This window comes from Martinezella rhizogenes, assembly GCF_007002745.1.
In the GTDB taxonomy this organism is placed as follows: domain Bacteria; phylum Pseudomonadota; class Alphaproteobacteria; order Rhizobiales; family Rhizobiaceae; genus Agrobacterium; species Agrobacterium cucumeris.
In genome coordinates, this window is record NZ_SGNY01000011.1 from 177,145 (window position 1) to 201,107 (window position 23,963).

The 23,963-nt window shown below is 57.5% G+C and carries 17 protein-coding genes and 1 pseudogene; 13 read left to right on the forward strand and 5 right to left on the reverse strand.

Annotated elements, in window-relative coordinates; genetic code table 11:
- Nucleotides 1-19: 19 nt before the first annotated feature.
- Nucleotides 20-2,461, reverse strand: coding sequence for a GcvT family protein (locus EXN68_RS24720; protein WP_142843381.1), 2,442 nt, complete (start codon nt 2,459-2,461; stop codon nt 20-22).
- Nucleotides 2,462-2,556: 95 nt separating this feature from the next.
- On the opposite strand from EXN68_RS24720, the gene EXN68_RS24725 reads away from it, so the two are divergent.
- The gene (locus tag EXN68_RS24725) at nt 2,557-3,459 is read left to right on the forward strand and encodes a LysR substrate-binding domain-containing protein (RefSeq protein ID WP_142843382.1); all 903 of its coding nucleotides are present in this window, start codon (nt 2,557-2,559) and stop codon (nt 3,457-3,459) included.
- 43 nt (nt 3,460-3,502) lie between these two features.
- Here the strand turns inward: EXN68_RS24725 and EXN68_RS24730 are convergent, their stop codons facing one another.
- Complete coding sequence (locus tag EXN68_RS24730) at nt 3,503-4,741, reverse strand: DUF3422 domain-containing protein (protein WP_142843413.1); 1,239 nt, start codon at nt 4,739-4,741, stop codon at nt 3,503-3,505.
- Nucleotides 4,742-4,934: 193 nt separating this feature from the next.
- On the opposite strand from EXN68_RS24730, the gene EXN68_RS24735 reads away from it, so the two are divergent.
- From EXN68_RS24735 to EXN68_RS24765, 7 genes are all read left to right on the forward strand, one after another.
- Entirely contained in the window at nt 4,935-6,218 is a 1,284-nt protein-coding gene (locus EXN68_RS24735) for an NAD(P)/FAD-dependent oxidoreductase (RefSeq protein ID WP_142843383.1), read from the forward strand.
- An 11-nt stretch (nt 6,219-6,229) separates the two neighbouring features.
- On the forward strand, nt 6,230-7,126 hold the full coding sequence (locus EXN68_RS24740; RefSeq protein ID WP_142843384.1) for a LysR family transcriptional regulator: 897 nt from the start codon (nt 6,230-6,232) through the stop codon (nt 7,124-7,126).
- A 123-nt stretch (nt 7,127-7,249) separates the two neighbouring features.
- Nucleotides 7,250-8,665: a 2-oxoadipate dioxygenase/decarboxylase HglS gene (gene hglS / locus EXN68_RS24745; protein ID WP_142843385.1), complete on the forward strand. Its 1,416-nt coding sequence runs from the start codon at nt 7,250-7,252 to the stop codon at nt 8,663-8,665.
- A 12-nt stretch (nt 8,666-8,677) separates the two neighbouring features.
- Nucleotides 8,678-11,701: an FAD-binding and (Fe-S)-binding domain-containing protein gene (locus tag EXN68_RS24750; RefSeq protein ID WP_142843386.1), complete on the forward strand. Its 3,024-nt coding sequence runs from the start codon at nt 8,678-8,680 to the stop codon at nt 11,699-11,701.
- On the forward strand, nt 11,691-13,253 hold the full coding sequence (gene amaB, locus EXN68_RS24755; protein WP_142843387.1) for an L-piperidine-6-carboxylate dehydrogenase: 1,563 nt from the start codon (nt 11,691-11,693) through the stop codon (nt 13,251-13,253). Before EXN68_RS24750 ends, amaB begins: the two co-directional genes overlap by 11 nt.
- 9 nt (nt 13,254-13,262) lie before the next feature.
- Nucleotides 13,263-14,489 (forward strand): pyridoxal phosphate-dependent aminotransferase, encoded by a 1,227-nt coding sequence (locus EXN68_RS24760; protein WP_142843388.1) that lies wholly within the window; start codon nt 13,263-13,265, stop codon nt 14,487-14,489.
- A gap of 235 nt (nt 14,490-14,724) precedes the next feature.
- Nucleotides 14,725-16,077 carry a Glu/Leu/Phe/Val family dehydrogenase gene (locus EXN68_RS24765; protein WP_161991477.1) on the forward strand — a complete coding sequence of 451 codons (1,353 nt, stop codon included), beginning with the start codon at nt 14,725-14,727 and terminating at the stop codon, nt 16,075-16,077.
- Between the two features lie 326 nt (nt 16,078-16,403).
- On the opposite strand, the gene EXN68_RS24770 is transcribed toward EXN68_RS24765, so the two are convergent.
- Nucleotides 16,404-17,066: a helix-turn-helix domain-containing protein gene (locus tag EXN68_RS24770; protein WP_142843390.1), complete on the reverse strand. Its 663-nt coding sequence runs from the start codon at nt 17,064-17,066 to the stop codon at nt 16,404-16,406.
- Between the two features lie 564 nt (nt 17,067-17,630).
- Here EXN68_RS24770 and EXN68_RS24775 point away from each other — a divergent pair.
- The 5 genes from EXN68_RS24775 (at nt 17,631) to EXN68_RS24795 (ending at nt 21,360) form a co-directional block, all read left to right on the forward strand.
- Nucleotides 17,631-18,392, forward strand: a complete 762-nt coding sequence (locus EXN68_RS24775; RefSeq protein ID WP_142843414.1) for an amino acid ABC transporter ATP-binding protein — start codon at nt 17,631-17,633, stop codon at nt 18,390-18,392.
- Nucleotides 18,389-19,033: an amino acid ABC transporter permease gene (locus tag EXN68_RS24780; RefSeq protein ID WP_142843391.1), complete on the forward strand. Its 645-nt coding sequence runs from the start codon at nt 18,389-18,391 to the stop codon at nt 19,031-19,033. Before EXN68_RS24775 ends, EXN68_RS24780 begins: the two co-directional genes overlap by 4 nt.
- Nucleotides 19,033-19,695, forward strand: coding sequence for an amino acid ABC transporter permease (locus tag EXN68_RS24785; RefSeq protein WP_142843392.1), 663 nt, complete (start codon nt 19,033-19,035; stop codon nt 19,693-19,695). Before EXN68_RS24780 ends, EXN68_RS24785 begins: the two co-directional genes overlap by 1 nt.
- Nucleotides 19,696-19,718: 23 nt before the next feature.
- The gene (locus EXN68_RS24790; RefSeq protein ID WP_142843393.1) at nt 19,719-20,558 is read left to right on the forward strand and encodes a substrate-binding periplasmic protein; all 840 of its coding nucleotides are present in this window, start codon (nt 19,719-19,721) and stop codon (nt 20,556-20,558) included.
- A 67-nt stretch (nt 20,559-20,625) separates the two neighbouring features.
- Nucleotides 20,626-21,360 (forward strand): aspartate/glutamate racemase family protein, encoded by a 735-nt coding sequence (locus EXN68_RS24795; protein ID WP_142843394.1) that lies wholly within the window; start codon nt 20,626-20,628, stop codon nt 21,358-21,360.
- A gap of 569 nt (nt 21,361-21,929) precedes the next feature.
- Here EXN68_RS24795 and EXN68_RS24805 read toward each other — a convergent pair.
- A pseudogene (locus EXN68_RS24805) lies at nt 21,930-22,837 on the reverse strand (IS1595 family transposase); the annotation flags it as partial.
- Nucleotides 22,806-23,729, reverse strand: coding sequence for a transcriptional regulator GcvA (gene gcvA, locus EXN68_RS24810; RefSeq protein ID WP_142843396.1), 924 nt, complete (start codon nt 23,727-23,729; stop codon nt 22,806-22,808). The gene gcvA and the pseudogene EXN68_RS24805, both read right to left, overlap by 32 nt.
- Between the last annotated feature and the right edge of the window lie 234 nt (nt 23,730-23,963).

Genomic DNA, 23,963 nt, shown 5'->3' on the forward strand with positions numbered 1-23,963 from the left:
CCTCAGATAACGTTGACGATCACATGCGGCCGCGCAGGGCCTGCGGATCGTAGGGAGATTCTTCCAGTACGCGCGCCATGCGCATCTCGCCGAGGATCGGCACTTCAACCTCGGTGCGCGGGACACCGAGTTCCGGTGGCAGCAGCGCGAAGGCGACGTCATGGCCGAGCGTATAGGCATAGCTGCCCGACGTGATGCGGCCGACCAGCTTGCCCTCGTGATAGACACCCTCGTAGATCAGCGAGCTTGCGCCATCGGTATCGATGGAGATCGTGACCGAGCGCCGCCTGATGCCCTCTTTTTTCTGGCGAACAAGCGCCTCCCTGCCGATGAAATCGCCCTTGTCGAGCCGGATGAAGCGATCGAGATTGCTTTCCCAGGCCGTCAGTTCCGGGTTCATGTCACGATACATGGCACGGTAAGACTTTTCGAGGCGGAGCGATTCCAGCGCGTGGTAGCCGATGAGGCGCAGGCCGTGCGGCTCACCCGCCGCAAGGATCGCCTGCAGCAGCTGCCGCTGGTAGGGCAGCGGGTGATAGAGTTCCCAGCCGAGTTCACCTTCATAGTTGACGCGCAGCATCCGCACGTCCGTCGCCAGGCCGACCGTACCGGACTTGACGCCGAACCATGGGAACGCCTCGTTGGAAAGATCCATCTCGGTCAGACCCTGCAACACGTCGCGCGCCTTCGGACCGACGACAGTAAAGCAACCGCGTTCGTTGGTGACGTTTCGCAGCTGCACGCTGCCGTCCTTCGGCAAAAGCTTCGATAGGTCATCGAAATTCCAGCGCTCGGCGCGCGGCGTCGAGATCAAGTAGAAGCTGCCGTCTTCAAGGCGCGCCACGACATATTCAGCCTGCACGCCGCCGTTCTTCGTCAGATGATGGCTTAGGTTGACGCGGCCGGCTTTCGGCAGGCGATTGGCGAGAATAGTATCGAGCCAGGCTTCGGCACCGGGGCCGGACACTTCGAACTTCGTCATCGGCGTCATTTCGACGAGACCGACCGCCTCGCGCACCGCCCGCACCTCTTCAGCCACGTAATGGCCTTTCTGTGTCCAGCGCCAGCTATACTGGTCCTTGGCTTCAACACCGTGCGGAGCAAACCAGTTCGGCACTTCCCAGCCGTTCAGGACGCCCCAGACGGCACCGCGCTGCGAGAGGATATCGTAGGATGGGGCGGTCTTCTGCGGGCGCGCGGCCGGCATGTCCTGACCGGGATAATGCAGCTCGGCATGGGTGCCCCAGCTTTCCTTGACCTTGTGCCGTGTCCATTCCTTGTTGGCATAGTCGCCGAAACGGCGGGGATCGAGCTCGGAGGTATCGAGGCTGTTGGCGCCTTCGACGATACGCTCGGAGAGATAATAACCGATCGCGCCGCCCCAGAGGATGCCGCCCGGCACGCCTTCGGCGATCCAGACATTTTCGAGCCCCCAGGCCGGGCCGACCAGCGGCAGCTCGTCAGCCGTCATCTGGAAGGGGCCGCGCACATTGGCCTTGATGCCGACACGGCCGAGCGCCGGGACCATCTCCATGGCAGCTTCCCAGTTCCAGGCCACCGCATCGAAATCTTCTTCGACCAGATCGGCGCCGAACCATTCGGGCACGCCGTTTTCGGCAAAGAGCTTCAGGTGTTCGGTCTTCTCATAGGGACCGAACATCAGGCCATCGCCCTCTTCGCGCAGATAACCCTCAAAACCTTCGTCACGCAGGATCGGCATTTCCGGCAAGCCCTGGCGCTTGCGCTCCACGATCTCTGGCACGGCATCGGTGATCCAGTATTGGTGCAGGATCGGGATGGCAGGGATTTCGAGACCCAGCATCGCACCGGTCTGGCGGGCATAATTGCCGGTCGCCGCGATGATATGCTCGCAGATGATCTCGCCATTGTTGGTGATGATCTTCCATTCGCCGCCGGGCAGACGCTCGAAACCCTTGACCTCGGTGTTGAGGTAGATCTTGGCGCCGCGGTCGCGTGCACCCTTGGCCATGGCCTGGGTCACGTCGGCCGGCGCGATATGGCCGTCGTCGGGATGGTAGAGCGCGGCCAGCATGTCCTTGTTGTTTTCGAGCAGCGGCCAGAGTTCGCGCGCTTCCTGCGGCGTGACCAGTTCGGCGCGAATGCCCTGCACGGCGGCAACGCTCATATAGCTCTTGTATTCGTCGAGACGGTCGCGCGTGTTGGCGATGCGCAGCTGGCCGCATTTGTGCCAGCCGACATGCTGGCCGGTTTCCGCTTCCAGCCCTTCGTAGATCTCGATGGTCTTGGCGATCATCCGGCCGATACTGATGTTGCGGGCATAGGAAGGAATGAGGCCGGCGGCATGCCAGGTCGATCCGGCCGTCAGCTGGGTGCGCTCAAGAAGCGCGACATCGGTCCAGCCACGCTTGGTAAGACCGTAAAGTATGGCGGCGCCGACACAACCACCGCCGATGACAACGGCGCGAGCATGAGTTTGCATGGAAGAGGTTCCCTCGTATTGGTTTGTCCAACCCTACAAACGCCAGTGGCCGTTGTAATCTTGCAAAAAATTCTTCAACGGCATAACTTCAAATTATGCACCGGCTTCGTTCTCTTGTCCCCTCCGCCAATTACCTGTTCTGCTTCGAGGCAGCCGCCCGCAGGCGCAGCTTTACTGCGGCCGCGCAGGAACTAAATGTCAGCCAACCGGCCGTGAGTAAGACCATCAGGCTGCTGGAGGAGGCAACGGGGCTGAAACTGTTTCGCCGCGAGCATACGCGGCTGGAGCTGACGGCGGACGGCCAGCGGCTTTACAGGGAGACACAGGACGCATTCGACCGCCTGCACATGGTCATCTCCTCGCTCCAGAAGAAACATTCCAATGACGTCGTGCGGGTGTCCTTCTCGGCCGCCTTCGTGCAGCTCTGGCTGCTTCCGCGACTGAAGGATTTCAAGGCTAAGCATCCGGACGTACCGTTGCGCATCGAGGAAAGCAGCCGCGACGATCAGGACCTCGTGGAAGAGGATATCGATGTTTCAGCACGCCTCGGCGATGGCAAATGGCCGGGACTCCAATCCTGGCATTTCTTCAACGAAGAGATCTTGCCGGTATGCAGCCCTGACTATCTTCGGGACTTCGGCCCGATCGTCGAACCGGCCGACCTGCTTAAGCACACGCTTCTGAATTTCGAGGAGAGGCACCGTACGCGCCTTGCCTGGCGCGAATGGCTGGAGTGTCATTCGGTGTCCGTGGCGCGGCTAAGGCAGGATTTCGTTTTTACCGACGCACTCGGCTCAATCGAGGCGGCGGTGCGCGGGCAGGGCATCGCGCTCGGCTGGAAACATCTGGTGCAGGAGCACCTAGAGGCCGGCCGGCTGGTCGCGCCACTGAAGGAGATCTATCAATCCGGTCAGTCTGTGCATCTCATCATGTCAGCTCAGAGGTTGCCGAAAAGCGGCGCGGCACTTTTCCGAGATTGGCTGATTCACCAAATTTAGTGAGCCTCCGATAACGTTTGCTAGGCAAACACAACGCGATGGTTCAACTTGGTGTTTTCGCGGTGATGGCTCGTCTGACGCGCCTGATTATTCCCGATAGCAAAAGCACGATCATAGGTAATGCGAAAAGGATTGATAACTTCGCTAAATGTGGGTTGAGACCAAGCTCTACAGCTGCCTCGAGACATATTTTGATGAGGCCGATTACGTAATATGCTATCGCGATTACGGAGAAGCCCTCGACAGCCTGCTGGATGTGGACCTGTACTCGCGTCCTCTCTTCGACCGAAGCAAGAAGCGACGCATTTTGGTCTTCAAGTTGAACTTGGACCGTTGTTCGTAGCAGGTCTCCTGCTAGTGCAACACGTTCGCCGAGTTCAGCGAGTCGACGTTCCGCAGCGCTCGCCGATTGAACTGCCGGCAGGAATCGACGCTCGATAAAGGTGGAGATACGTTGGCGCTGTTCGACGCGCTCCTCTCGAATTTCAACCAACCTCCTATTTACGATGTCAGCGTAAGCTTTTGTTGCACCAAATCGTGTTCTCGCGTTTGACGAGTAGTTTAAAACATCAGACGATAGCTTTGTGACATCAGAAAGAAGGGCTTTATCGACCTTGGCGGAGGTCTGCATGTGGGTTATCAAATGATCAACCCGCGCATCGAACTGTACGATTTTCTCCAAAGTCTCGCGTGTAACCGGAACGGCGAGCAGCGCCATCATTCTATAGGTCTCGATTTCCAACAATCGCCGCACCATACGACCCGTGCGGTAGGCATTGAGCTTTCGATTAAAAAAGTGCAGCTCGACGAAGCCGCTTTCGCTCAGTTGGAAGTTCGAACAAACCTCCGCGTCACCGCCTCCCACTTTGGAAGCGACAAAGTCGTCAGCTGGTTGACTATGTGGTTTACTGTCATTCTCGTCGCGGACGATGACGCGCGTCGCGCTAATAACCTCTCCACCCAGGCGTTCAATGTAGTCGAATATACTTGGGAGCTTATTGGCGTAATCGGAGTCTGCCGGTATCAGATAAGTGAGAGTAACAAATTCGGTATGCGCTTCCCATTTGAGTCGGCCGTTTTCCAAGCGGCCGATGCCGTGGCAGCCTTGCCCGGTGGTTGACACGTCTTCAAGGCCGGAGGTGAAGGACGTCAAACATGATCGATCGCACTCGACAATCGCGACATGCCAGACATCCGTATCACCGTCGAAGTAGAGAGATGGTCGAGCGTGTAACTCTTCGTGTAAGTTTCTGCGGAGCGGATGCTCCGTGGCAAACGGCATGGACATAACGCCTCCGATCCAAACCGGGCAATCGAACGACGATCCCGCAACACGGCAGCCGTCGAAATAGCAGGTCTGCAAGTGTGACGCTTATTCTGAATCGGAAAGACCTATTGCGCATACCTGCATATATCTGACTGGGAGACCGGGGTATTATGCAATTATAAACGGATGAGTTAGGAAAGCCCGTCGCATGCTGAATAACCCTAGATCCCATGGACTTTGGGAGCACTCCGCCACTCCGGCCCGAGAGACCGAAGCACTCGAAGCCGCCGTTGTTGCCGATGTCGCGATCGTCGGTGGGGGCTTTACCGGACAGTCGGCGGCGCTTCACCTGGCACAACGCGGAATGACAGCAGTCGTTCTTGAAGCTGTTGAAATCGGTTTTGGCGGTGCCGGGCGTAATGTCGGACTGATCAACGGCGGCATGTGGGTGATGCCTGACGACATCCCCGGCGTCCTTGGGACGAAGTACGGGGAACGCTGCCTTGGCCTTCTCTCCGATGCCCCGACTTTGGTTCGCAGGATCATCGAGGAAGAGGGCATTTCCTGTGAGATCGAGAAGAATGGAACCCTGCACCTTGCGGTGGGGTCGCAAGGACTTAAGGAACTGGAGGAACGTCATCGCCAGTGGACGGCCCGTGGGGCGCCGCTGCAGCTTTTGGATGCTGAGGAGGCCCGACGCCGAACCGGATCGCCCGCCTATGCCGGGGCGTTGTTCGACCCTCGCGCTGGCACGCTGCAACCCTTGAGTTATGTGCGCGGACTGGCTGCTGCAGCGATGGATGCCGGAGCCCAAGTATTCACGCGCAGCCCGGTCGTGTCGTACGAGCGACAAGGTGATGGCTGGCAGGTCACGACACCGCGCGGATCAGTGACTGCGAGATGGGTTATCGTCGCAACCGATGCGTATTCGACGGGTCCATGGCAGGCTGTTCGCGAGGAACAGGTTCACCTTCCCTATTTCAATCTTGCAACGAAGCCTCTGTCGTCCAATCTCCGCAAAAGCATTTTGGCGAATTGCGAAGGCTGCTGGGACACCAAGGAAATTCTTTCCTCATTCCGCATGGACCAGCGTGGCCGACTGATCTTCGGCAGTGTCGGAGCCCTGCGCAATACTGGCAATGCTATCCATCAGGCTTGGGCGAGGCGGTCCTTGAAACGATTGTTCCCGCAGCTTGCCGAAGTCGAATTTGAGTTTGCTTGGTTTGGGCAGATTGGGATGACCAGCGATGCCGTCCCGCGCTTCCACAAGTATGAGGATAACATGGTTGGTTTTAGCGGCTACAATGGCCGTGGCATTGCGCCGGGTACAGCATTCGGTCGCGTCCTTGCGTCCTATGTTTGCGGTGAAATCAACGATGATGACCTTCCATTGCCGGTGACCGAGGTGCGGCCGCAGACGTTGCGTATAGCAAAGGAAGGCTTTTACGAGTTGGGTGCACAAATCGCTCACTTGGCTGGAGCCCGCATTTAAGAGGAACCAATTTGCAACTTCCCCGCCGTTTTTTGCCTCCGCTTTCCTGGCTGGCCGCCTTTGAGGCGGCTGCTCGAACTGGAAGTGTTACCCTGGCGGCCAAAGAATTGAACCTCACTCAGAGCGCTGTCAGTCGACAGATCCGCGCGCTGGAGGATCAACTCGGCGTGGAGCTCTTTCACAGGGAAAAGCAGACGATCAAATTGACGATCGGAGGAGAGGGGTACGCCCGTGAAATTCGCGACGCTCTCTTCAAGATCAGCGCGGCTTCGCTCAATCTCCGGGCAAATCCCTATGGAGGGACGCTTAATCTCGCAATCCTCCCGACATTCGGCACGCGGTGGCTCGCACCGCGTCTTCCGGAGTTCCTGGCACAGAATCCGGGCATAACGATTAATCTCGTCACAAAAATCACCGCGTTCGATTTCCGTTTGGAACCTGTCGACGCTGCGATTCATTTCGGCCGACCAGAGTGGAGCAGCGGGGAGTTGGCGCTGCTTCGTCACGAGATCGTGGTGCCAGCCTGCAGTCCGCAACTGCGGGATCAGTTCGAATTTTCGGAGCCGGCCGATGTTCGGAAGGCGCCTCTCCTGCATCTTTCCAGCCGACCAGATGCCTGGGAGCGTTGGATGGTGATCAATGGCGTATCGCCCGATTCCGTCCATGGCATGCTCTTCGATCAGTTCGCAACGGCAACTCAAGCTGCGGTTGCCGGCGTTGGGGTTGCATTGCTGCCGAGGTTTCTTATCGAGGAAGAGCTGGCGTCTGGGAAGCTGGTATGTGCCCTCGACCTCCAGATGAAAAGCGCAGAGGCATACTATCTTGTTTGGCCCTCCGATCGTGCTTCGCATCCTCCGCTGCAGGCTTTCAAGAAATGGATTCTAGCGGAGACAGCGGATCAACGTTGATTGGTCCTATTCCCAAGCGGAATGACATCTGACGGATCGATTGATTGCTGTTGGCATTTTCCGGATGAATACTCCTCTGCATCATGAGCCCCGGGAATGAGGGCATCGACAGAGGAGGCCGTTATGACAACGCAATTCGCGCATCCCGACGACATTCGTACACGCTTTTCCAAAGCGATGTCCGAGATGTATCGCAATGAGGTGCCGCAATATGGGACCTTGATGGAACTCGTTTCGGACGTGAACGATGCGACATTGGCGAATGATCCTGCGCTTCAGGAGGCGATGGTCAGAAATGACGAGCTGGATCGTCTTGATATCGAGCGTCACGGCGCGATCCGTCTCGGGACGGCTGAAGAGCTGTTCAATATCCGGCGCGTTTTCGCGGTCATGGGAATGTATCCGGTAGGATACTACGACCTTTCGGTTGCCGGCATTCCCGTCCACTCAACGGCGTTTCGTCCGGTTGACGATAAAGCGTTGAGCCGCAATCCTTTCCGTGTGTTCACGTCGCTCCTTCGTCTCGAACTCATCGAGGACGAAGCCCTTCGTGCCGAGGCCGCCGAGATTCTCGGGCGCCGGCAGATCTTCACGGCGCCGGCTTTGGCTCTGGTTGAGAAGGCCGAGGCAGACGGCGGCCTGAGCGATGCCGACGCCGACGATTTCGTCCGCGAGGCCCTTGAGACATTTCGCTGGCACAACGATGCCACCGTTACGCTTGCCGCATACAAACGCCTTCATGATGCCCATCGCCTTATCGCCGACGTCGTGAGCTTCAAAGGGCCGCACATCAACCACCTGACACCGCGCACGCTCGATATCGATGCCGTCCAGGCAGAAATGCCGAAGCGCGGGATTTCCCCTAAGGCCGTAATCGAGGGGCCGCCGCGGCGCAAATGCGCGATCCTCCTGCGTCAGACGAGTTTCAAGGCCTTGGAAGAGGGCATCAATTTCAAGCCGTCCGAGGACCAGCAGTCGAGCGGAATGCACACCGCGCGATTCGGCGAGATCGAGCAGCGCGGTGTCGCGCTGACTCCGAAGGGCCGCAAGCTTTACGACGATCTTCTTGCGGCGGTCCGGCGCGATGTACAGGTCGGGGCATCCGGAGGTAAGTCAAAAGACTACAATGTCCAACTGACCGAGACCTTCGGTGAGTTTCCCGACGAATGGGCCGATCTGCGAAAACAGGAATTGGCGTATTTCCGGTACTCGACAACAGAAAAGGGGAGTCGTTGCTCGCCTCACGACCGCTTGCCGACAACGCTCGATGCTCTGATCGACGCCGGCTTTATCCGCTTCGACCCGATCGTTTACGAAGATTTTCTCCCCGTCAGCGCGGCAGGCATTTTCCAGTCGAACCTGGGTACCGACGCGCAGCAGAACTACTCTGAACGGTCGAACCGAGATGCATTTGAAAACGGTCTCGGTAGCACTGTGCAAGACGAGCTTGCCCTATATGCGGAGGCTGAGAATCGGTCGTTGGATCAGACCTATGAAACGCTCGGTCATCCCGAACTCGCGCAGCGTTCGATCGCGTAAGGGGTGACTTCGATGCCTGCGCGCGAAACGGAGCGAAATCAACAGGCGTTCAAACGCTTTTCCACAACGCTGGTGCGCGCCGGCTTTAAAGGCGAGACAGTCAGCGACCTCGGATCTCTGACTGTCTATTCAACTGACAACAGCATCTATCAGGTCCGCCCGATGGGCGTGGCCTTCCCGAGATCTGCCGACGATCTGGTGATCTTGGTTAAGTGTGCCGGCGAAACGGGAATCCCGCTTTCCGCTCGCGGCGGCGGAACGGGCACCAACGGCCAATCTCTGACCAGCGGTGTCGTGGTTGATCTCTCGCGCCATATGAATGGCATCGAGGGTCTCGATCTGGCCGCTGGGACGGTCACCGTCCAGCCAGGCGTCGTTCTCAACGAACTCAATGCGTTTCTCGAGCCGCACGGTTATTTCTTCCCGCCCACGGTTTCGACGGCATCTCGCGCGACGATCGGTGGGATGATCGGAACCGATGCCTCGGGAAAAGGCTCGCGCATATACGGCAAGACGTCAGACTACCTGCATTCACTCGAGATCGTGCTCTCGGATGGCAGCGCTTCTAAAATCGAGGACCTCGACCTTGCGACTGCGCGCCTCGTGGCGCAACAGGATTCACTTGTCGGTCGAGCCTACCGCGAAGTTCTGCGCGTCATTTCGGAAAACGTCGAGGAGATTGCATCGGCGTTCCCCAAAATGAATCGCGGTCTCACGGGATACAACCTTCAAAGCGTCCTGAAAGACGATGGGAAAGTACGGCTCGCTTACTTGCTGGCAGGTTCCGAAGGAACATTGGCGTTCACGACGTCGGTGACCCTGAGAATTTTGCGCCGTCCGAAGCTGAAGGCGCTCGTTCCGATACGCTACGCGCACTTCCAGACGGCGCTTGAGGATGTTTTGCTTCTTTTGGACGCAAATCCCTCGGCGGTCGAAATCATCGACGACAAGGTTCTGACCCTGGCACAGCAGGATCCTGTCTGGTCATCGATCGAAGCGGTGCTCGGAAGTGATGCAAGGGTCGCCGTCGGCGGTCTGAATTTCGTAGAGTTCCTAGCTGACGACGAAGACGAACTGCAGCGCAAGCTCGATAGTTTGGCCGGGCAACTCGCTCAGCGCTCGCACCTCTTTATCGACTGGAGGATTGTCACCGACTCAAAGCTTATTGCCGAGCTTTGGTCTCTTCGGGAAAAGTCCGTCGGCCTGCTCGGCAGGCTTTCGCCGACAAAGCAAGGCATCGCGTTCGTCGAAGATACGGCTGTTCCACCGGAAAGGCTCCCTGACTTTGTCCGCGAGTTCCGAGACGTATTGGACAGTCATGGCGTGACCTACGGCATGTATGGCCACGCCGATGTCGGTTGCCTTCACGTTCGGCCCGCGCTCAACATGCGTGATCCTCGCGATGCCGCCCTCATTCGTCCCATCAGTGACGCAATCGCGTCTTTGTCGAAGAAATACGGCGGCCTCCTGTGGGGCGAACACGGCCGCGGCTATCGAGGCGAATACTCGCCGTTCTTCTTTGGAGACAGGCTTTACCGGGAACTTTGTTCAATCAAGCGCGTCTTCGACCCTTCGAACCTGTTCAATCCCGGAAAACTCGCGTCGCCCACGGGCGAGGGGATCGATGCGATCGACACGGTCTCGTTTCGTGGAGAGTTCGATCGTCAAATCGACGCGACCCATGCGAAGGCTTTCGATCGCGCTCTAGCGTGCAACGGCAATGGCGCGTGCTTCAACTGGGACAAATCCGATCCCATGTGTCCGTCCTACAAAGCGACACGCGACCGAAACCAGTCTCCAAAGGGGCGCGCGGCCCTCATCCGTGAATGGGCTCGTTTGCGGTCTCTTAATGGCACGAGTCGCACGGCAGCCGAACTGTCCGGCGTCGAGGAGGCATTGAAACAAAGCCTTTCGACATGTCTCTCCTGCAAGGCGTGCTCGAGCCAGTGTCCGATCAAGGTCGACATACCTTCGATGAAGGCGCAATTTCTGCATAACTACTATCGCCGACGGCGCAGGCCGTTCCGGCACCATCTACTATCGCAAAGCGAAAATGCATTCCGCATTGCGCGACGGCTTCCGAAGATTGCGAATATTGCCAAAGCGGCAATGAGCTTCTGCGGAGGGGATCGTCTGACTAGATTGGTCGATCTCCCTGACTTCTATCCTGCCAAAGCTTCGCGTCCGACCCTTGGCGACCCTGAACGCCTCTTGAATCTTCCGGACGATGAGAAGCAGCGAACGGTTATTCTGCTCGAAGATACTTTTACGAGTTCCTTTGACGGCGGTGTGGTGAGCGCGTCATACGCGCTTCTCGAACGGCTTGGTTACAAGGTCTGGCGTGAACCGCCGATGGCCAATGGGAAGGCCGCTTACGTCATCGGAAATCTGGAAGCTTTCGAAAAAACCGCGCGTGCAGCGATATTGCGGCAGGAGACGCTTCTGGCAACAGGCATTTCCGTTATCGGCATCGAGCCGGTAACGACCCTGATGCATGACCATGAATACAAATCCTACCGTGCAGACAGCGCAACGTCCGCTGTTATCCTCACGTTCGAAGATTTTCTACTTCGGGAGATAAAGAGCGATCGCATCTCGATCTCTACCCTCCCAGCGAATAAGCAGAACTACTCCCTGTTCCTGCACTGCACGGAGAAAACCGCCAGACCATCTGCCGCTGCAAGTTGGATCGAGATCTTCACGTTCTTCGGCGCGGATGCGACATATGTTCCGACAGGTTGCTGCGGCATGGCCGGAATGTTCGGACACGAAATCGAACACCAAGCAATGTCCAAAAAGCTCTTCTCTATGAGCTGGGCGGAGAAACTGGACGGTCTAAAAGGCAGCATTCCTCTCATTACCGGGTTCTCTTGCCGCTGTCAGACAGAGCGTCTGACAAACATGGAAGCGCGGCACCCGGTTGAGGCCCTCTTGCAGATTGTCAGCGGCGTGCCCGCGTCCGGTCATGCGCTGACGAGACAAAACACACTCAAATCCACACAATCAGATTATGAAAGGAATGGTCATGTCGACTAACGCACTTCAAAAAGGAGCAGGCGCATCGAGCCTGCCGTTGAAAACAGTCACCGACAAGCTCCTTACAGAACTTGGGATCGCGCCGGAAGCATATGCCAAGGGCGAGATTCGCGCTCGGACACCGATTACAGGTGAGACCCTTGGTCAGATTGCCAGCATCACCCGTGATGAGGCTTCCGCAATCGTTGAAAAATCTCATCAGTCATTTCTCGAATGGCGTGACGTGCCGGGCCCACAACGTGGCGAATTGATCAGGCTTTTGGGTGAGGAACTGCGCGCGAACAAGGAGGCTCTGGGCCAGCTTGTTTCCATCGAGGTCGGCAAAATCACGTCCGAAGGTCTGGGCGAAATTCAGGAAATGATCGATATCTGCGATTTCGCAGTCGGTCTATCGCGCCAGCTCTACGGTCTGACGATCGCGACCGAGCGTGCCGACCACCGCATGATGGAAACTTGGCACCCACTCGGTGTTATCGGCATTATAACGGCCTTCAATTTCCCGGTTGCGGTTTGGGCCTGGAACGCGGCACTGGCGCTGGTTTGCGGAAACAGCGTCGTCTGGAAGCCGTCCGAGAAGACAATGCTGACCGCTCTTGCGACCCAGGCTATCTTCGAGAAAGCGCTCAAGCGCTTTAAGGCTCAGGGTGGTCAGGCTCCCGAAGGTCTTGCTCAGATGATTATCGGCCGCCGTGACGTCGGCGAGGTTCTCGTCGAAGACCATCGCGTTCCTCTCGTATCGGCGACGGGCTCAACGGCGATGGGCCGTGCGGTCGGGCCGAAGCTCGCCCAGCGTTTCGCCCGCGCAATTCTGGAGCTCGGTGGAAACAACGCCGCTATCGTTTCGCCGACAGCGGATCTCGACCTTACCCTGCGTGGCGTTGCCTTCGCAGCAATGGGGACCGCCGGCCAGCGTTGCACATCGCTGCGCCGCTTGTTCGTTCATGAAAGCGTCTACGATAGCTTCGTCGACAGGCTGACGAAGGCCTACGCCTCCGTCTCTGTCGGAAATCCGCTCGAAGGCAATCTCGTCGGTCCGCTGATCGACAGGCTCGCCTTTGACGCTATGCAATCCGCACTGCAGGCCGCTCAGGCAGCAGGTGGAAAGGTAAGTGGTGGCGAGCGTCTTAGCGCCGAAAGCGAAGAAGCCTACTACGTGCGTCCGGCACTGGTCGAAATGCCAAGCCAGCTTGGCCCCGTAAAAGACGAGACATTCGCTCCGATCCTCTACGTCATGAAATACAGCGCGTTCAACGACGTCTTGCGACTGCATAACGCAGTGCCCCAGGGTCTTTCCTCGTCAATCTTCACAAATGATATGCGTGAAGCTGAGCTGTTCATCTCCGCTCGTGGCTCGGATTGCGGTATCGCCAATGTCAACATCGGTCCGTCCGGTGCAGAAATCGGTGGCGCCTTTGGCGGCGAGAAGGAAACTGGCGGCGGCCGTGAATCCGGCTCGGACGCGTGGAAGGCCTACATGCGCCGCGCAACCAACACGATCAACTATGGCCGCACCCTGCCGCTCGCGCAGGGCGTCAAGTTCGACATCGAGTAGGACCGAACGATGGACACTGTCGTCAACAGCTCACATTTCCGGCCAGCCGAAAGGCTGGTCGAGATCGGCGTCTCCGAGATCCTGAAGATCACCGGCCATGCCAACGAACTGAAGAAACAAGGTCGCGATGTCATCATTCTCGGTGCGGGCGAACCGGACTTCGACACGCCCGACAACATCAAGGAGGCCGCGGTTAGAGCGATCGCGGCTGGCCAGACGAAGTACACCGCCCTCGACGGTACCGCAGAGCTAAAGGCGGCAATCCGGCACAAGTTCAAGACCGAAAACGGTCTGGAATTCGAGCAGAACCAGATAACTGTCGCGGCCGGCGCCAAGCAGGTGATCTACAACGCGATGATGGCGACGCTCAATCCGGGCGATGAGGTGATCATCCCGACGCCGTTCTGGGTAACCTATGCGGACATCGTGCTGATCGCCGGCGGCAAGCCCGTTCTCGTCCCCTGCAGGGAAGAGAACGGCTTTCGTTTGTCGCCGAGTGATCTCGAGGCGGCGATAACGCCGAAAACGCGTTGGCTGATGTTGAATTCTCCGTCGAACCCTTCCGGCGCGGCCTATTCGGCTGAACAATATCGCCCGCTCCTCGACATCCTGCTGCGTCATCCGCAAGTCTGGCTGATGGTGGACGATATGTACGAGCATATCGTCTATGGCGACTTTGAGTTCGTCACTCCGGCGGCGATCGAACCTAGGCTTGCCGCACGAACACTGACGATCAACGGCGTATCGAAGGCCTACGCCATGACGGGCTGGCGTATCGGATATGCCGGAGGGCCGACGGAGCTTATCAGATCGATGGCGATCGTTCAGAGCCAGTCGACTTCCTGCCCGTCGTCGGTCAGCCAGGCTGCTGCCGTCGAAGCGCTCACGGGCTCCCAGGATATTCTTGCGCCGCGCCGCGCATCCTTCCAGCAGCGCCGCGACGTCGTTGTCAGTGCCCTGAACAACATCGTCGGCATAAGCTGCCGCGTTCCGGACGGCGCTTTCTACACCTATGCGAGCGTCGAAGGTCTGATTGGGCGCAAAACGCCGACGGGAGACGTCATCGATAGCGATTCTGCTTTTGCATCCTATCTGCTCCGGGCAGCAGACGTCGCCGTCGTCCCTGGCTCCGCGTTCGGCTTGGCGCCATACTTCCGGATTTCCTACGCCACTTCAATGGAGGAATTGGTGGAAGCCTGCCGGCGCATCAGCGTCGCAGCATTGCACCTGCAGTAAGGTCGCCCGCCGGGCCGGGCGTTGGGACCTGGCCTGTCGACTTTTATGCACCGGCCTCGATGGTTCGCCGATGCAACCCAGAAATCGCCAAATGTTGGTTGGGTCGCCGGTCAGCGAGCCCCTCACTTGTCGCCTATCGCTTAGGGAGGTCTTGAAGATGGATCAATTAGCATCCAACAAAACTACACAGACGACAACATTCCTCGAAAGCGTCGATGCCTACATCGATAGCGCCATGGGCCATTTGAACCTCTCCGATGGATTGGCAGAGCGTATCAAGGCCTGCAATTCGACTTACACCGTCCGTTTCGGCGTGAGACTGCGCGGGCGGATGTTCAGTTTTGTCGGCTGGCGATCAGTCCACAGCGAACATGTCGAACCAGCAAAGGGTGGCATCCGGTACTCCATCCACTCCGACCAGGAAGAAGTTGAAGCGCTCGCGGCGTTGATGAGCCTGAAATGCGCCGTGGTCGATGTTCCCTTTGGCGGATCGAAAGGAGCGCTTAAGATAAATCCTGCGGATTGGGATGCACACGAACTGGAGCGTATCACCCGCCGCTTTACGCAAGAGCTCGCGAAAAGGAATCTGATTTGCCCAGGCCGGAATGTTCCTGCACCCGATATGGGAACAGGTGAGCGTGAGATGGCCTGGATGGCCGACGAATACAAGAGAACCGGCGCGTCTGACATCGTGAATGCAAATGCATGCGTAACGGGCAAACCACTGGCACGGGGCGGGATCGCAGGGCGCACCGAGGCGACCGGCCGAGGTGTCCAGTATGCGATCCAAAGCTACCTTCGCGACTTGAACGAAAATGGTGTCGATGGTCGCCGAAATCTTGCAGAGATGACTGTGATCGTGCAGGGCTTCGGAAACGTCGGCTATCATGCCGCAAAATTCCTACATGAGAATGATGGTGCGAAGATCGTCGCGATCGTTGAGCGCGACGGCTATATTTTTAATGACAAAGGCCTGCCTGTCGAAGATGTCAAACGCTATCAGCTCACCCACGGAACAGTTCTCGGCTTCCCGTCCGCCGAGAGCGTTCAGGATCCGGAAGCGGGTCTTACGCTTGAGTGCGACATCCTTATACCGGCAGCGATGGAAAATGCGATTACGGTCCGCAACGCCGACCAGATCAAGGCACGGCTGATCGTCGAAGGTGCGAATGGACCAGTCAGCTTCGACGCCGAAGAGCGTCTCACCGACCGGGGAGTCGTCGTGCTTCCCGATCTCTTCGTCAATGCTGGAGGCGTTGTCGTCAGTTACTTTGAGTGGGTCAAGAACATAACTCACATACCGTTTGGTCTGATGGAGCGCCGCCGTCGCGAACGTCGCAATCTTCAGATGACCCAGGCAATGGAGGCGATGACCGAGCGAGCCTTCCCTGCCGACATCAAAGACGAGTTTCTGGAGGGTGGAGCGGAGATCGACCTCGTTCGCTCCGGATTGGAAGATGTCATGCGTAGCGCCTACGATAATATCTCCGAACTGAAGCGGGCATCGAAGATTATGACCTTCCGGACCGCGGCGTATGTCATCGCCATCCGGAAGATTGGTGACGCGTATCAAGCGATCGGAATTTGATCGTCCGGGATCTCCTTTGATGAAGCTTGCAGTGAAAAAATGACTTCTTCTGCAATGCCAGATCCTGCGATGTTTTGAGTTCACATTCGCGAAAACCGCGTTTTCTCACGACGATGAAACTTGCATGCTCCAGATGAATTTTTCCGCCCTGAAGCGTTCAGGCGCGATCAGACCGCGTACAGCATGCTTCTCATGTAGATGGGGGAAGCATGCTAGCCGCGTCGATGGCCATTGCACCTCGTGCGTTCCGTTTTTACGCTACTTGTATTTGAAGAATTCATTCAACGGCGCATTCCGATGGACCAAATTCAAGCGCACTCCGGGCATCAATGCAGTTCTAGATCTCCTTCCTCTACTCCTTTGATGTTGTCACACACCCACACAATGTCGGCATCTTCCTCAGAAGTCGAAACAATAGCGTGCGCCATCATGCTATCAAAATATATGCTGTCACCGGCTTCCATTTTGAGAGGTGCGTACAAGTCGGAATAAAATGTGACGGTTCCGCTCACGACGAAGATGAAAACTTCTCCCTCGTGCGAGATGAGCGTTTTGAAATCCGAGATTTTCCTCGCCTTGACCTTTGTACGAAACGGCAGGACCCGCTTTTTCGATATGTCGGAGGCAAGTGCGTGATGTATATAATGCTTACTGGACAAAGCAGGCCCTTCGCCGCTTTTTGTATAGCTCCTTCGTCCTGCGCCCGCCTGCACCGGTGTTGAACTGAACAAGGCGCCGATCTCAAGTGAAAAGCCGGCAGCCAACTTTTGCAGGATATCGAAGGTAGGGGACATCACACCATTCTCTATCTTCGAGAGCGTGGAGCGTGCGACTTTTGTCTCATTGCTCACTTCCTGGAGCGTCAGCCCGCGCTCAAGCCGCAAATCACGAAGCTTCTGGCCAAGTTCTTGGCGACCATCGGAAGATAAATTTTCCGACATCCCTGAGCTTTGCAATAGCGTGATCTTCGTCTGCTTTGTCGCTCGCATTACTTTCCTACCTTCAAATCGACTTCAAGTACCATCGGCATACTCTGTTTCGAATTTCATACGGCGCGAACGACTGTGGCGTCAAGGAGCGCGGGGAATGAGTTTCCTATAGGAAACAAATGTCATAAATTTGAGAAAAAGTGCTTGACCGGTAGGCATCAAAGTGAGACAAACTGCCCGACAAGCTCGGAGAACGGCCAGTACGGTCGGAAAGTCGCTCAAAGAAACGACAGTCATCCGAGCATTAAAAGAGGGTGATCAATTGCGTGGATCTCAATAACGTCGTGTCATAATCGAAAGCGTTCAGATTTTAGACCAGATGTTGTCTCGCCTGGCAGCAAGTCTAAATTGAATCGTGGGCGCGCGGCGTGAGGGTTTACGTGGCTTAACGTCGAGATTGGGCGAATCGCGCAGAATATTACCTTGAAACGAAACCTGTTGTGAATCGGATGCAATCGCACGCCGACGCTTTAGCATGGGAATTCTAATGGCATGGATGGTGCAATTCTTTATCTTGGCGGGAACCAAAGCGCCGTATTGCCACCGACGGGGTGCCCGGACGTGATGGCGGCGACTGACAACGTTCTCATCCGGCTGTCTTCCTTGAGTAAGCATTACGGAAGCCACACGGTTCTTGACGGTATAGATCTCGAAGTGCGTTCGGGTGAAGTTCTCGCGATCATCGGACCGAGCGGTTCCGGGAAAAGCACGCTACTGCGCTGTATCAACTATCTCGAGCCGCCAGATGGCGGTACGATCTCTATCGGTGCAATGACGATTGACGCTGCGCGGCCCGTTGCACGCGCGGAGCTTTCTGGCCTTCGCCGGCGTGTCGGCATGGTTTTCCAGTCGTTCAATCTCTTTCCGCACATGTCGGTCCTGCGAAATGTAAGCTTGGCGCAAGAGCGCGTGCTTGGCCGCAGCCGCAGGGAAGCCGACGAGCGATCAATGCAGCTTCTCAAGCGCGTGGGCCTCGCCGATAAGGCGGAACAGTTTCCCGTCCGGTGTTCCGGCGGCCAGCAGCAGCGTATCGCTATTGCCCGTTCGCTCGCGCTCGATCCGGAAATCATGCTGTTCGACGAGCCGACATCGGCTCTCGACCCCGAGCTCGGCCTTGAGGTTCTCGCCGTAATGCGCGAGCTGGCCGAAAGCGGCATGACAATGATCGTCGTTACCCACGAGATGAGCTTTGCCGAGAACGTTTCCGACACGGTCATGATCATGGCCGACGGTCATATCGTAGAAAAAGGACCGTCGAAGGAGGTCATGCGCAATCCGCAACAGGAGCGGACGAAGCGCTTTCTCCGCGCGGTACACGATCGATGAGCGTGGCAGAGTTTCTTCCCCTCCTCCGGGGTCTAACCTGGACGATCGCGCTGACGGCAGGAGCCTTTCTAATCGGGGCCGTGCTCGGCATCCCGCTGCTTGTAGCACGCCAGAGCAAATTCTTGCCGCTGCGGGCGCTCGCGATGGTCCTAATCCAGGTCGTGCGAGCCATACCGCCTATTCTCTGGCTCTTCATCATCTTCTTCGGTCTTGGCATGAGCGTGACGCCGATAAGCCCTTTCCATGCCGCTCTTATGGGGCTTGGGCTGATTGCAGCCGCGAACATGGCGGAGATATATCGGGGCGCGGTCGCGTCCGTCCATCACGGACAGTGGGAGGCCGCCTCAGCACTCGATCTTGGCCACTGGTCGGTCTTCCGCGACATCATCGCACCCCAGGCATTCCGCGTCGCGCTGCCGTCGGCGGCGAGCTATCTCATCGGCCTCATGAAGGAGACGGCAGTCGCCTCCGCCATCGGCGTGTCGGAGCTCGCCTACCAAGGCAACCAGCTTTCGCAGCTCACCTATCGAGGCCTTGAAGTGTTCGCAGTGGTCGGGCTCTTTTACGTGCTTCTGAGCCTTCCAATCGCATGGCTCTCGCGCATGGCCGATGGCTATCTCCAGGCAAGGGTGGCGCGCTGATGTTTCCGACTTACGACGAAATCTCCACTTGGCTGCCTCATCTCCTTGGCGGGCTCTCGATCAGCCTGCAGGTAACGGCACTCAGTCTTCTTATCGGCATTCCGTTTGGTCTGGTTCTGGCGCTCGGCGTGCTGGCCAGGAACCGCGCGCTGAAGGGCCTCAGTCTCTTTCTTGTCGAGATCGGCCGCGGTGCGCCCGCGTTGGTGCTCCTTCAGTTCATCTATTTCGGCTTGCCAACGACCGGGGTGACGCTTGGCTCTTATGCCGCCGCGGTGATCGCGCTCGCTTGGAACACCGGCGCATATACCAGTGAGATCATTCGTGCCAGCTTGCAATCCGTCGCCCATGGCCAGCGGGAGGCGGCGGTCGCCCTCGGTCTCAACCGGCTCGACGAACTGCGCTACGTGCTCCTGCCGCAGGGCCTGCGTGTGGCACTTCCTGCATTGCTCGGTTTCTCGATCCTTATTTTCCAAGGTACGTCGCTCTGCTTCACCATCGCACTGCCGGAGCTGGTGAGCCGTGCCTACGAGATCGGCTCGACGACCTTCCGCTATTTCCCGGCTCTGCTTTCAGCTGGCGCACTCTATGCCTGCATTTCCATCCCCGCCGCCCTCTTCGTCAGTCACGTCGAGAAGCGTGCGGGACTTTACGCCCACCGTTGAACCTCAACTGAAAGGATACCTGCATGACCATCGTATCGACCACCAAGCAGATTCTTCTAACCGGCATTGCCGGGTTCCTGATCTCGTCCTCTCTTGCGTCCGCGCAAGATTGCACGCCGAAGCACCAGTTCGCGACAGTTGAAGCCGGAACGCTGACGGTCGCGGTTACCACCTATGCCCCGCATTCCTTCATCGATGACAGTGGGGCCATGAAGGGCATCGATGGCGACATCGCCGCGGAGTTTGCCAAGCGCGAATGCCTGAAGGTCAAGGCCGTCGCCGTCGATCCCGCCGCTGCCATCCAATATGTGCTCTCCGGCCAGGCCGATATCACAACTGGCGACTGGTATCGCACGGCAGAGCGCGCGAAGGTCATGAGCCTCTCCGCACCGCTCTACACCGACCAGATGGGCATCTACTCAAAGGAAGACTTCAAGAAGGTCTCGGATCTTGAAGGCAAGCAGGTCGGCACGGTGCAGGGCTATCTTTGGGTCGCAGACCTGAAGACCCTGCTTGGCGACTCCCTGAAACTCTACCCGAATTCGGTCAACATGCAGCAGGACCTCAAGTCCGGCCGGATCGATGTGGCCGTCGACGGCTATTCGACCGGCGTGGTTGCCGCGCAGAAAGGTGCGCTCGGTGATATCAAGGTCAATGTCGCGACCTCCGATGATCGCGTGAAGGCGAGCAAGGAAGCAGCGCAGGCGGCCTTCCCTTATTCGCTGAAAGCCAAGGAACTGGGCGTCGCGCTTGATGCCGGGATCGCCGAGATGCATGCGGATGGCACGATCGTCACCATCCTGAAGTCCTATGGACTGGACGGTACCGCAGCAGAGACCGGTGCCCCGCGCCTCGTCGAGTAAGCATTTTATCAGCGGGGGAGTTCGCTCCCCCGCTTTTCAGCTTAAATGGAAATCGGAGACAATAAAGATGACTGTCTATACGGTCACGCGCAAAACGCAGTCCTGGTACGGTGAGCAAATCGGCATCTTGATCCTGGATGCAGCCTATCCTTGTGTGCCAGGAAACGTTGGCAACGCAACCACTTATGACTACCCCGTCCGCTTCCAGGAAGTGCGCGGCGCCTCCATCGACCGGCTGCTGAACCAGCGCGATCCGGCGTTGAAAGAGGTCTTTATCGAAGCGGCCGTCGAATTGCAGAACCGCGGCGTGAAGGCTATCACCGGCGCCTGCGGCTTCATGGCCTATTTCCAGGAGGAGGTCGCGGCAGCGGTCGATATTCCGGTCTTTCTGTCCAGCTTGATGCAGATCCCGTTCATGCATGCGCTGTGCGGAGGCCGCGTCGGCGTCATTACTGCCAATGCCTCGCGGCTGACGCCGCGCCATTTCGCGGCCTGCAATGTTGCTGATTTCATTCCGTTGGCGGTTTCGGGCATGGAAGATCAGACGGAATTTCGAGAGGCCATCCTTGAAGAGCGCGGCACACTGGATTCTGCCGCAATTGAGCGTGAGGTGACAGCCGTTGCGCGCAAGCTGGTCGCCGATAACCCGGACGTAAAATCGATTCTACTCGAATGCAGTGACCTACCGCCATATGCACACGCAGTGCAGTCTGCAACCGGACGGCCGGTCTTCGACTTCATTACAATGATCAACTATGTACAGAGTTGTACCGCACGCCGTCCCTATTTCGGAAGCATTTAGGGTGCCAGACAGCAGTTTTTGGAGTTCAAGGTAGCTATTAGCTGTTACCGTTTTCAAACTGGAGGGTGATTTCCAGAGATTGGCTGAATTGTCTCCAGACTCAGCAGAAAGTAGCAGGCCAGGAATGCTCTCTCCACTGGAGAAAGCGTGCCTTCGTTGGCTTTTGCGAGGCAGAACAATTGATGAGATGGTCGTTCTAGTTGGCAGATCAAAACACGAGATTGAAACGTGTATTGCCAATGCGGTTAAGGCTGTTGGTGCAACTTCCATTGAAAATGCACTACATATACTCGCCACGAGGAAGCGTCGTGACCTTTGAGTAAATTCGAGGTCGACAAGTCTTTTCGGTCGGAATTGCTCTCCATGACTTAGTGATGTTGGATGAACCCGGGCAACCATTCTGGCCTAGCGTCTTAGCGGCACCCCACTCTGACAGAATCGCGATTAGGTCAGATTGGGGTGCCTCCATGCCGTTTTAAACCACGTCTTTCGACGATCATCTTGAGCTACCTGGCGCTGACCGGCTAGGGGTCGGAACAAGAGCAGTTCGAAATCGTACCAGGCCTTTATCAACCAAAGACAGCCACGGCAGATTTGATGGTGATGCCGCCGCTTCGACTACGGCGCATTTGGCGGCCGGTAGCAGCATGGAAGACCTGCTGCAATTGCGGTGCGGGAGGAACGCGTGATCAGAGGGTTTTCGTGCTTTCCTTGCCGCTTCGGCTTTTCCGCACTCCTTGGCCGATAACAACGCGCTGGGACAAGCGGAACCCGATTTCATGGAAATACAGGTCGGCAAGTTCCGGGCTGATGCGATGAAAGACGCCTGCAATGGTTCGCCGGATCCGGGCATTGAACCCCTCGGCTGAATTGACGTGGACGGCATCCCGTACATATTCGCGGCTGGAGTGGTTGACCGTCTCGTGTACGGCAAAGCTTTCCCCTATGGCCACGAACGCCTTTGCCTCGTCGCTCATCAAATGCGCTCGAAGTTCAACTTGTGTTGCAACTGCTCGTACAGCAGCACGCAATGAAAGGCCCGTAACGACAGTGGCACGGGCATCGCCCGCAATGGAACCTGGGGTGAGGTCTGCCGGTCGCTGCACAATCGCAATGACCGGCGTCTTCTCCGTCTTTATCTGCCCCCCTTGCGGCCTCTTCCAGGAGGCGGATCATCGGGATGCTTTCTGGGTCTGCCGCCGAGATAGAAATGGTCGACTTCCACCGTGCCGTCGAGCATGTGCTCGCGCGCCACCATGAGCCGCAGTGCATGACCGATCCGCCAGGCGGTCGGTTGGCTAACGCCAAGGGTCTCGGCGAGACGGACCGAGGATAGGCCTTTATCCGACTGCAACAACAGCCACATTGCTTTGAGCCAGGTGCGCAACGGAAGCTTCGTGGCATGCAAGGGCGTATGCGTTGTCACGGTGAACTGCAAGCGGCAATCACCGCTGGAGCATTGGTAGAGGCCAGGCCGACGTAAACTGACGAACCTGGTCAGCGACCCAAGCCCGAAAAGCCCTGACCTTAGGATGGTCCTGATTGCCAATCCGATAGACAAGGTCATAGCCCCATTCTACCTCAAGCGTCGCCTGCGGGAAGAGAGGCAGGAGACGCCCGGCAACAAGGTCTTCAGCAACAAGAACACTCCGCCCAAGTACCACGCCCACGCCACGGACCGCCGCCTCGATCGACATGCTACCATGGCTATAGCCCGGGCTTCGCATGACCGGATAAGGCAACTGCATCACGGCGAACCATCGTTCCCATGTCGTGGTCATGCCGATCTCGTGGATCAGTTGGCACTTCGCCAGGTCTTCGACCCGATCCAACCCTCCCATCTTCTCCCGGTATTCCGGAGAGCAGACGGGCGAGACAACCTCATTCATGATGCGCTCGGCCGATGCGAAGGGATATTGCCCGTTGCCATAGCGGAGCGCCACGTCGACATGGCCAGAGGCAAAGTCGACGGGGTTGTCTGTAACTTCCACGTGAACGTCCAAATCGGGATGGTCTCCAATCAGCCGATGAAGCCGCGGCATGAGCCATTTGCTTGCGAAGGACACGCCGCAACTGACCACCAGTCGGCTCCTATCGTTCCTGCGCCTGATGTCTTCGGACTCACGTGATAGTTCTGACAGGACTCGCGTGACGGTGCTGAAGAAAGATTGGCCCGCTTCAGTAAGCTCGATCCTGCGGGTCAGGCGGCGGAAGAGGGGGACGCCGACGTGGTCCTCGAGTGCTTTTATCTGGCGGCTGACCGCTCCATGCGTCAAATGCAGTTCCTCGGCCGCGAGCGTCATGCTGAGCCGCCTTCCCGTAGCCTCGAACGCGCGCAGTGTCTGGAGCGGGGGAAGAATGTCGGCCATGGCATCCCAGGCGTGAGCCGCTCTCACGCATCCCGTGAGAGCAAATGGTTTGTCGAAAGATTACACCGCATCTTACACATGCTGCGAACGCACGCCAAATTCAAGTCTCGTTCGGGACCTGTCGTAAGCGCCGTCTCCGCCCCATTGGATTGGCTGTATTTTGAGGCTTGCTGCGTGTGCGAGAAGGTTTCCAGGACTATCTGGAGATTTGCATGGCAGATGATGGATTTGTTG

What these genes read in the sequence shown, in the direction of transcription:
- EXN68_RS24735 (WP_142843383.1), top strand. Translation starts at nt 4,935, where the DNA reads ATGCTGAATAACCCTAGATCCCATGGACTTTGGGAGCACTCCGCCACT.
- EXN68_RS24775 (WP_142843414.1), top strand. Translation starts at nt 17,631, where the DNA reads ATGGCGGCGACTGACAACGTTCTCATCCGGCTGTCTTCCTTGAGTAAG.
- EXN68_RS24785 (WP_142843392.1), top strand. Translation starts at nt 19,033, where the DNA reads ATGTTTCCGACTTACGACGAAATCTCCACTTGGCTGCCTCATCTCCTT.
- EXN68_RS24770 (WP_142843390.1), bottom strand. Translation starts at nt 17,066, where the DNA reads ATGCGAGCGACAAAGCAGACGAAGATCACGCTATTGCAAAGCTCAGGG.
- EXN68_RS24765 (WP_161991477.1), top strand. Translation starts at nt 14,725, where the DNA reads ATGGGCCATTTGAACCTCTCCGATGGATTGGCAGAGCGTATCAAGGCC.
- EXN68_RS24760 (WP_142843388.1), top strand. Translation starts at nt 13,263, where the DNA reads ATGGACACTGTCGTCAACAGCTCACATTTCCGGCCAGCCGAAAGGCTG.
- EXN68_RS24790 (WP_142843393.1), top strand. Translation starts at nt 19,719, where the DNA reads ATGACCATCGTATCGACCACCAAGCAGATTCTTCTAACCGGCATTGCC.
- EXN68_RS24720 (WP_142843381.1), bottom strand. Translation starts at nt 2,461, where the DNA reads ATGCAAACTCATGCTCGCGCCGTTGTCATCGGCGGTGGTTGTGTCGGC.
- gcvA (WP_142843396.1), bottom strand. Translation starts at nt 23,729, where the DNA reads ATGGCCGACATTCTTCCCCCGCTCCAGACACTGCGCGCGTTCGAGGCT.
- EXN68_RS24750 (WP_142843386.1), top strand. Translation starts at nt 8,678, where the DNA reads ATGCCTGCGCGCGAAACGGAGCGAAATCAACAGGCGTTCAAACGCTTT.
- amaB (WP_142843387.1), top strand. Translation starts at nt 11,691, where the DNA reads ATGTCGACTAACGCACTTCAAAAAGGAGCAGGCGCATCGAGCCTGCCG.
- EXN68_RS24725 (WP_142843382.1), top strand. Translation starts at nt 2,557, where the DNA reads ATGCACCGGCTTCGTTCTCTTGTCCCCTCCGCCAATTACCTGTTCTGC.
- EXN68_RS24730 (WP_142843413.1), bottom strand. Translation starts at nt 4,741, where the DNA reads ATGCCGTTTGCCACGGAGCATCCGCTCCGCAGAAACTTACACGAAGAG.
- hglS (WP_142843385.1), top strand. Translation starts at nt 7,250, where the DNA reads ATGACAACGCAATTCGCGCATCCCGACGACATTCGTACACGCTTTTCC.
- EXN68_RS24780 (WP_142843391.1), top strand. Translation starts at nt 18,389, where the DNA reads ATGAGCGTGGCAGAGTTTCTTCCCCTCCTCCGGGGTCTAACCTGGACG.
- EXN68_RS24795 (WP_142843394.1), top strand. Translation starts at nt 20,626, where the DNA reads ATGACTGTCTATACGGTCACGCGCAAAACGCAGTCCTGGTACGGTGAG.